At 46.0% G+C, this 8,530-nt stretch carries 8 protein-coding genes; all 8 read left to right on the top strand.

Annotation, left to right across the window (positions count from 1 at the left end; genetic code table 11):
* Window positions 1-4: 4 nt before the first annotated feature.
* The 8 genes from J0895_RS24915 (at window position 5) to cas2 (ending at window position 8,408) form a co-directional block, all read left to right on the top strand.
* Complete coding sequence (locus J0895_RS24915) at window positions 5-1,126, top strand: type III-B CRISPR module-associated Cmr3 family protein (protein ID WP_207090675.1); 1,122 nt, start codon at window positions 5-7, stop codon at window positions 1,124-1,126.
* 20 nt (window positions 1,127-1,146) lie between these two features.
* Entirely contained in the window at window positions 1,147-2,016 is an 870-nt protein-coding gene (gene cmr4 / locus J0895_RS24910) for a type III-B CRISPR module RAMP protein Cmr4 (RefSeq protein ID WP_207090674.1), read from the top strand.
* Window positions 2,017-2,130: 114 nt separating this feature from the next.
* Window positions 2,131-2,529 (top strand): hypothetical protein, encoded by a 399-nt coding sequence (locus J0895_RS24905; RefSeq protein ID WP_207090673.1) that lies wholly within the window; start codon window positions 2,131-2,133, stop codon window positions 2,527-2,529.
* Window positions 2,530-2,773: 244 nt separating this feature from the next.
* Window positions 2,774-4,744: an RAMP superfamily CRISPR-associated protein gene (locus J0895_RS24900; protein ID WP_207090672.1), complete on the top strand. Its 1,971-nt coding sequence runs from the start codon at window positions 2,774-2,776 to the stop codon at window positions 4,742-4,744.
* A 104-nt stretch (window positions 4,745-4,848) separates the two neighbouring features.
* The gene (locus tag J0895_RS24895; RefSeq protein WP_207090671.1) at window positions 4,849-6,420 is read left to right on the top strand and encodes a hypothetical protein; all 1,572 of its coding nucleotides are present in this window, start codon (window positions 4,849-4,851) and stop codon (window positions 6,418-6,420) included.
* A 161-nt stretch (window positions 6,421-6,581) separates the two neighbouring features.
* Window positions 6,582-6,866, top strand: coding sequence for a CRISPR-associated protein Csx18 (gene csx18, locus J0895_RS24890; RefSeq protein ID WP_207090670.1), 285 nt, complete (start codon window positions 6,582-6,584; stop codon window positions 6,864-6,866).
* 148 nt (window positions 6,867-7,014) lie between these two features.
* Window positions 7,015-8,007: a CRISPR-associated endonuclease Cas1 gene (cas1, locus tag J0895_RS24885; protein WP_207090669.1), complete on the top strand. Its 993-nt coding sequence runs from the start codon at window positions 7,015-7,017 to the stop codon at window positions 8,005-8,007.
* Between the two features lie 119 nt (window positions 8,008-8,126).
* Window positions 8,127-8,408, top strand: coding sequence for a CRISPR-associated endonuclease Cas2 (gene cas2, locus J0895_RS24880; RefSeq protein ID WP_207090668.1), 282 nt, complete (start codon window positions 8,127-8,129; stop codon window positions 8,406-8,408).
* The last annotated feature ends 122 nt before the right edge of the window (window positions 8,409-8,530 follow it).

The following is an 8,530-nucleotide window of genomic DNA, read 5'->3' as shown; positions in this document are numbered from 1 at the left end:
TTAGATGTATTGGTACACAATCACACCGTTGGATGTGCTGATGTTCCGGGATGCCAAACCCTTTACCCCGGGGGAACGCGCCTGGGCGGGGAGTATATTTCCGCCCAATGGACATACCATCGCCGGGGCATTGCGCGGCATTGCCGGGGACCCGGTTAATTTTCACCTCAAAGGAGTTTTTCTCGTTCATGAGGATACGCTCTATTTTCCACGGCCCTTGGGATTTGTGGGATCGACTCCGCTGCTGCCTTTGGACTGGATGCCAGACTCTCCCCTGAGCCAAGGATTCTGGAATCCACTCCAGCCTTGCCCCTTGGTAAAACCTCGTCTGGAAAGAGACGGCCCTCGGGAACAAGATGACGAACTACCCCAGGGATACTTTTACCGTCAGTTTTTATCTAGTCAGGCGATCGCAACTTATCTGGAAACGGGACAAATTGCCAAACCCAATTGGCTGACTCAAGACCAAAAAGCAGTCAAACCCTGGACGGTGGAAACTCGTTCCCATAATTCTTTGGATGAAGGGACTCGGCAAGTCAAAGATGCCGATGGCTATTTTGTCGAGAATGCAGTCCGAATGGCATCGGGTTGGAGTTTGGCGATCGCTGTCAATCAGTTGCTAGAAAAGACGGTGATTCAACTCGGGGGAGAAGGACATCGGGCAATTTTAGAGCGTTGTCAACCCTTGGAAGAGCAATGGAAAACAATCGCCACCTTGAGCGATCGCAACTTCAAAAAATCGGGCAAGGCGATCGCCTATCTCGTCACCCCAGGTGTATTTGAGCGCAAACAGAACCAAAGCCAAGCCACCTGCCGCGCTTGGCCCTGGGAATGGAAGTTAGCTCATGCGGTTAATGGCAATCAAAAACCGGGCAGTTTAGTGAGTGTAGCAACAGACAAAGCGGTAGCGATTAGCTGCCGGGTTCGAGAGACAGAGAGTAAACAGGGGCAATCTAAACAAAGTATTCCCGCTCCCCAGGTTTTTGCTGCACCCCCAGGAAGTTTGTACTACCTCAATCAGCCGGAACCCTTGTTCCAAGATAGTCATACCGCACCCCATCACGTTCAACGTTGGCGGCAGTTGGGGTATTCAGAATTGTTATGGATTTCTCACGAAGATCAATAAACAACCACGGAGGTAACACCATGAATTATTTAACCTACACTTACCTGCTCACCCCACTGCATACGGGAGCCAGTTCTCAGGCGGGAAACTTGATGGGAATTGCACGAGAGGCTCAAACGGAATTACCCTATCTTCCCTCATCTTCTATGCGGGGTAAAATTCGTTCCCTGTTAGAAACGATGCACCCAGACGAAGCGGGTAAATTTTTCGGGGAACGGATCAAAGATGGCAATCAGCCGACGGAAGGGGAAGTCTGGTTTGGCGATGCAACCTTATTGTTATTTCCCGTGGCATCTTTCAGTCATCAGTTTTTGTGGATTACTTGTCCGTTGTGGTTAAGCCGGTGGAATCGGTGGTTGCAGAATGAGACATTAACCCCAGTGATTAAGGAGTGGCGAGAACTTCTGAACAAAAATACCGACAATCAAGAGGGTAAAGATGCGATCGTCTCAGTCTCCGGCCCACAAATTTACTTGCAAGGTGCCTTATTAAACGAGTCCAATCTGGCGAAAATTGAATCTCAATCTGTACTCTGGAAAGCTCTGGAAAAGGTTCCAGATGGAAATGGAGTTCTTGAACTTAAGGAGAAACTGGTCATTCTTTCCAATGATGATTGTGCCGCCTTAGTTGAAATTGGTTTGCAGCGAGAAGTCCGTGTTGCCCTGAAAACCGATGAAAAAACCGTTGATGGAGGTTCTTTCCGGTCTGAAGAAGCAATTCCCTCGGAAACGGTGCTGTTTTTCCCTTGGGGAACCAAACCCAACAAACAGGAAGAACTCACTCAGAATGTGCGCGATTCTTTGGAATATATTCTCAACGATCGCATCCAGTTTGGAGGGTTAGAAGGATTGGGGCGCGGCTGGACTGAAAATAAAACTGACGCCGTATAATCTCACCTAGCCCGTTAACTCACCCCTACCGGCCTTGAATGGTAGGTGCACTTCGGTACACCTACCCCTCTCATCAATCTTGACTACTTTTCAGAATCAAAAGGAGAACTCACCATGTTAAAACTTGACACGCGAGATTTTAGCCGGTCTGCCTATGGCGGATTACAAAATGTGGTCAGAAATGTCAATCCTTCCTATCACAAAAAAGCTAGTTCGATTGTTCAAGGATTGCCTGCTTATATTTCAACTTGGGGCTTGCATCGTTTAGCAGGGGATGCCAAAAAATATAGCGAAGCGCGCTCTGATGAAACGAAATACAAAGGGCAGGTTTATAAAGAGTTCCTGACAACGTTACAGGGCTTAACGAAAGTTCCTTTCGCCCCGAATGAACCCGCCACTCTGATTAATATGCCCCTCTCTACCTATAGTGGGTTAAATCGATTAGGGGTGGAATTGGCGCGGGAGTGGTCATTTTGGTCCGTGACTATTTTAGGAGAAGCAGAGGAAGTCTAGTCCGAGGGTACTGTCAGGTTGAGAAACGGGGTTTCTGGATAAAATTCTGGCTAATATTGCCATTTTTTGAATCGAGAAATCCGGTTTCTTCTCAATGAAGTCTTTCCCTCTAAACGGTTCGGCATTTAAACAAGAAGGTCTAACGATCCAGATGCTCTCACCCCCCCCCATATTTCTGAGGATTGGCGGAGGATGCAAGACTTTTTTAATTTTTCAAAATTTGCACTTTATTCAGAGTAAATAGATGAACCAGAGTAGAAACAAAAATCAACCGAGTGAACCCCGCGACATCTGGGCCGCATTTTTGGCAGAAGAACAGAAAACTAACTCTAGGTTAGGAACAATTTTTGTTGAGGCTGGATTTGCAGGATACGAATTTAAGTCTCAAACTTTAACCCTTTATTTCTCCGATGAAGATAAAGCTAAGACTGCAAAAAGTACCGTGGAAAAACTGAAAAAAAAGCTCCAAAATCAGAAACTATTCTGTAAAATTATTGAATTTCAAGTTGGAGATGTCCGCAATTTAAATCAATCACCTCCCCCTAAAATGGGTGCTTTCAAAAAAGGAGGAAATCCGTTGCAAGCGCTAATTTTTGCTGAATTTGGCAGGGATAGAAATAATGAGGAACTGGTACAACCTGTGCTCGTGGAAGCGGTCAAACAGGAAGGAGGCTGTCAAAAAATTTATGACAACCTGAACAAGCGGACTAAACAACTGATTGGCAACGATGGAACTTCGATTGTTGCTTCCTTTAACTGGCGAGTCAGAGTTGGGGGAACTCGGGGGTTTCGCGAGTCTCTCTTACCCGTATTTCATCCCATTTTTGGGGTTCCTTATATTCCCAGTTCTAGCTTAAAAGGGGCCGCCCGAGCTTGGGCGAGAAAACATGGCGGTGCCGATCGCATTCTGCACCTGCTGGGGATGTTGGAGGGGAAACAGGCGATCGCCGCCAAAGTTGAATTTTTGGATGCCTTCCCCACTAAACCTTGCCTGAGTGTTGATGTCGCCACTCCCCAGTGGCATTGGAATAATAACCAAGTGACTTACAAACCTGAACCTCACGCCCTTTTAAGTCTAGAAAGACCTGAATTTTTGATGGGGTTACGTCCCACCGCCTGGGGAACCTCCCAGGAGGTACAAGAAGTAAAAACTTGGCTAGAAAATGCCCTAAAAACCGGCATTGGTTCCCGGGTTAGTAGTGGTTATGGTCGGGCATTGGGACAGCTTCCGCAGTTCCCCCATAGCCAATCTTACTCGTTTGAACTCTGGACTCAGGGGATGTATGGGAGCAATCCTCCCTCTCCAGGAAATCACTACCAAGGAACTCCTGAATTTCGGCCTACCGCAGTCCGGGGAATTTTACGCTACTGGTTCCGGGCAATGGCTTTAGCCTTCTATGATCCCCAGGATTGTAAAACCCTGGAGCAGAAAATATTCGGGGATTTGAGCATTCAAGGCCAAGTGTCCATCAGTGTTTTATTCAATCCCAATTTGAAGCCAAATTCTAAGGAAAATCCGGATCTATATTCCGGGAGTATTTGTCTGGAAGCAACGGAGCAGAAATATTTAAAACTTTTGGAACAGTTACTGATTTTAGCCTCTCATTTAGGCGGAGTGGGTCGTGGTTCTCGTCGTCCGCTACATTACTTGAATAAAATGCTCCGAGGCTGTTACTGGGAAGTGAATGGGCCAGGATTTCCTTTAGAACCCACTCCTCAGAAATGGCAGCAATTTTTTGAGGGGTTAAAAACGGCATTCAATGCGGTAGAATCTCCCCTAACTTCTCAGATATCGGGTCCGGGAACCCCCGTGAGTCGCCAACAAGATGTGTTGGACCGCAATGTTCAAGTCTGGCTACTAAAGACTCCTGAGCAAATTCATCCGGACCAGGTAAAGAATTGGTCTACACAAGGCGTAACCACCCAGGTACGCGGTAACGCTCTTGATTTGCTGTATAGTAGCACTGACTATAAAGGGCAGAATCAGGATCGACTTGGAAATCCTCAAGTCGGCGGCAAGCTGGGAACGCCTTCTTTTGTCTGGATTAAATCGATTTTTCCTCGTGAGGGTTCAGCCTATCAAGTCGTGACTATTTTTGGGGCAAATCAGAGCGATCGCCAGAAATTTGCTCGGGCTTTACAGAAAGAAGGTGCGGTTTTGGTGTTCGGAAGTCAAAATGTAGCCCAATCCTCTTCCCCTCAACGCCGCCGTTAGCTACTTTTCGACAGAGGGGTGCATTAATTGCACTCCTCTGTTTTATGGGATTTCCAAAATTTAAAGGTCACCCTCACTCGTTTAGTTTTTCAACCTCAAAAATCATGGCCAATTCTTCTACATTTCAAATCGATCGCATTGATACACTGATTATCACTGTAGGAACTCGTCAGGTCGGGTGGCGGAGCAAGGATGGAGTGGTTCGCTGTTTTGGGGCCGATGGCGAGCACCCTGGCCATATTAATCAGTTGTATAAGGAATTGGGCGTTGAACGGGGTACTCATGAACCGGGCAAACCCAATATGCTGTGGAGTGTTCGAGATTTGGGGTCGCGATACCATGCACATTGCCAAGACTGGTTGGGAGGTGATTTTAGTTCTGTTGAACTGTTACTAGACCATAAAATTATTGCCGATAGTGTGGCTAAAGGGCTGCATCACATCATCCTCTGGGCGACGAATCAGCCTGAAACGGTGCCTTGGAATTACCGACGGCTGGATACTTGTTGGTTGGCGCAGTTGATGAAAGGCAAGATTGAAACAACCTGGCCCCAAGTCAAGGTGGATGTTTTAGAGTTGACAGTAAATGCAAATAATCGCGATAGCATTCGAGAGGAGTTTGAGAATTTTATACTGCCATTCGCCCTAGAGGTGCGGAAAAACTCGGCAATGAATGACTTTGTGTTGCTGATTGAAAATAAAGGGTCAGTTCCAGCGATCGCAGAAAGTCTGGAAATCTGTGCAGCCGCCTTAGTGCGAGAGTTTCAGGTAATTAACGCTTCGCCGATTGAACCGGCGAATCTCTACCAACTTTGTGAAAACGGGATGTTCTCAGCAGGTCTTTCCCAAGACTATAAGTTGATGCCGTTGAGTGAGTATTTTTGGCCTTTAGAACGATCTCGCGTAATTTCAGCCTGGAAACGGGGTGATTTTCAGGAAGCTCAAGTCTGGCTGTCGGCTCATCAAAGTCGCCATAAGTCGTTATATCAGCTTGCTGGATATCTAGCGCTTTCTACCAATTGGGAAATTGTTCGGTTTGCCGAGAACAAACAACTGGAGAATAATTGGTTGCGATCGCCCTCAGTGGATGAACTAGCAGGATCTGAACAGGTGGAACAATGGCAAGAGCGGCTGCTGAAATTGCGAAGTAATCCAGGGTTGCAAACCTGGGAAACGGTATTTTTAATTCAGTTGCAGTTAGAGCGACAAAATTATACCACTGCCTTTATGCAGTTTTCTCAAACTGTAGAGCGATTGCTTTATCTTCGTAGTCAACAAGAAAATTGGCTAGATAACAATATTATTAGCCGACCCCCGGATTTTAAATCTTGGAAATCGTATGATCCGAAATTTTCTGACTTAATTGAGGGCTGGTGCAAGCTCAAAAAAATTCACAGGTCCGATAAATGGTACAAGCTACTACATGGAATTCGATTGAAACGTAATGATCTGATTCATCACGCGAATCCTGTGACCTTACGAGAGATGCGATCGCTCTGGTCAAACAATGGATTTCCCGTAATCATTTCTGATAGTCTCGAACCCTTGATGGCGTTGATATTAGAGGTCCTGCGGAAAATCTGCCCTCGCCACTGGCAAATTCCCCAAGAAACCCTGTTGCAGTCGTTGTATGCCTGGGGGCTGGAAATCCTGCGGTCTGAAGTGCCATCCACCTAGCCTTTTATGAAACCTCGCTCTTTTATTGGGCCTCGTGCGCCTCCTCCACCGGGGCGATCGGCTCTATTTTGTTCACTCCAAATCTCATATCACAGTTCCCTAAAACAGTAGGGAGACAATCCAAATTCGTCATTATTTTTCATCAATCCGGAGCAACAATCATGTATCTATCCATGCGTGGAATTCTCATCCGTCATATTGCTGTCGCCTTTCTCAATGGCATCATTACCTTAGTCATCTTGCTAATTGCTCCTTTGGGATTAGTAGCGGTGATTACTAATACGACAATGGTTGTGCTGGCAACATTAGTTACTTCAGCCTTCGTCGATGGAGTCGTACATTTTTTGAGTCCCGCTGAAGCCGAACTATTGCGGAATGCTCAAGCTCAAAAAGCCGCTTCGGTGATTCCTAACCGCAATTATGACGAACTAGACCGGCGTTCCTAATATTTGTTGTATATCTGTAGGGGCATCCAGTTCAATCGCCCCTACAGATAAGATTTTGTCATCAAGAATATATTTGCAAAAATTCTTGACTTGCTTTCACCGGCTTTTTCCCCGGAGGCAAACTCTTTTAAAATTTTGCCAATTATTTATGCAGACTTTGTATGTTTCCCAACAAGGTTGCTACGTCTGTTTAGAAGGCGAACTCTTACTTGTTAAACGGCGCGACACCATTCTAAACGAAATTCAATTGCCCCTGCTAGAGATGATTCTAGTGTTTGGGAAATCTCAAATTACCACCCAAGCAATTAGAAGTTGCCTGTGGCGTAATATTCCGATTGCTTATTTATCTCGGATGGGTTACTGTTATGGTCGGATTCTGCCCATTGAACGGGGATACAGACAATTATCTCGATATCAGCAAGAATTGAGCTTGATAGACCGCTTAATTGTGGCGCGGTGCATCGTCCAAGCTAAACTGAAAAACTCTCGGGTAATTTTGATGCGCCAACAACGGCGTCAAACTTCTGACGTGATTGCTTTTGCGATTCAGAGTTTGGAGTATTTGATGACCAAAGCCGCAGAAGCCGAACGAATTGACCAATTAATGGGGTATGAAGGGGCCGGGGCTGCTCAATATTTCTCTGCCTTTGGAGACTGTCTCACCTCCCGAGATTTTGTGTTTGCTGGTCGGTCCCGACGCCCTCCGGGGAATGCGGTGAATGCCATGTTGTCCTTTGGTTATCAAGTGCTGTGGAATCATCTGTTGACCCTGATTGAACTCCAAGGACTTGACCCCTATTCCGGTTGTTTACATGAGGGCAGTTATCGTCATGCCGCCTTAGCTTCAGATTTAATTGAAGAATTTCGCGCCCCGATGATTGATTCATTAGTTTTATATCTGGTGAATCGAAATATTATGGATATAGGAGAGGATTTTGTTCATAAAAATGGCGGTTGTTACCTGAATGAGTCTGGACGGCCTAAGTTTTTGAAAGCCTTCCTGCAACGCATGGAAGAAACCATCACCGATGATTTTGGGGAACCTCAACCCAAATGGGATTTGCTCCATCAGCAAGTCAAGGAATACAAGCAATTTGTCTATGAGCCTGTCAATGGATATTCCCCCTATCAGATTCGCTAAACTTTGGCTAAAATTATAAATTTTGGTTGCTTTTTATCCTACAATGGGAATAGAGCCAACAAGGAAATGATGAGTTTAATATTTCCACCCGCTCATCCTGGATTTACATATAATTGCTGATGCTATTTTATGTGGTAGTTTACGATATTCCTGACAACAAACGCCGGAAGAAAGTCCATGATTTGCTAGAAGGCTACGGAAAATGGGTGCAGTATTCTACTTTTGAATGTGTGCTGAGTCGGGCTAAGTTTGATGAACTCAAGAAACGACTAGGCGATCGGCTTAACTTAGAGGAAGACAGCATCCGGTTTTATCCGCTTTCCCGGCATACCTCCGCCCGAGTTGAAACCTGGGGAGTGGGTCCAGTGATTACCGAATATCCCAGTTCCGTGATTGTTTAATTGGTGGAGTCTGTTCATTGGCTCCAGTTTGTCAGCAATTGAGTCCCTTCCGATTTTGTCGTTTCTGCGAGGCTCAGTCAAAATCGCTGAAACAACCAAAACTCGTAGAGAGCCTCGCAGCC

The organism is Phormidium pseudopriestleyi FRX01, assembly GCF_017313335.1.
In the GTDB taxonomy this organism is placed as follows: Bacteria; Cyanobacteriota; Cyanobacteriia; order Cyanobacteriales; family Laspinemataceae; genus Laspinema; species Laspinema pseudopriestleyi.
The sequence above is the reverse complement of the archived record's forward strand: the minus strand, read 5'-3'. Positions and strand labels throughout refer to the sequence as shown.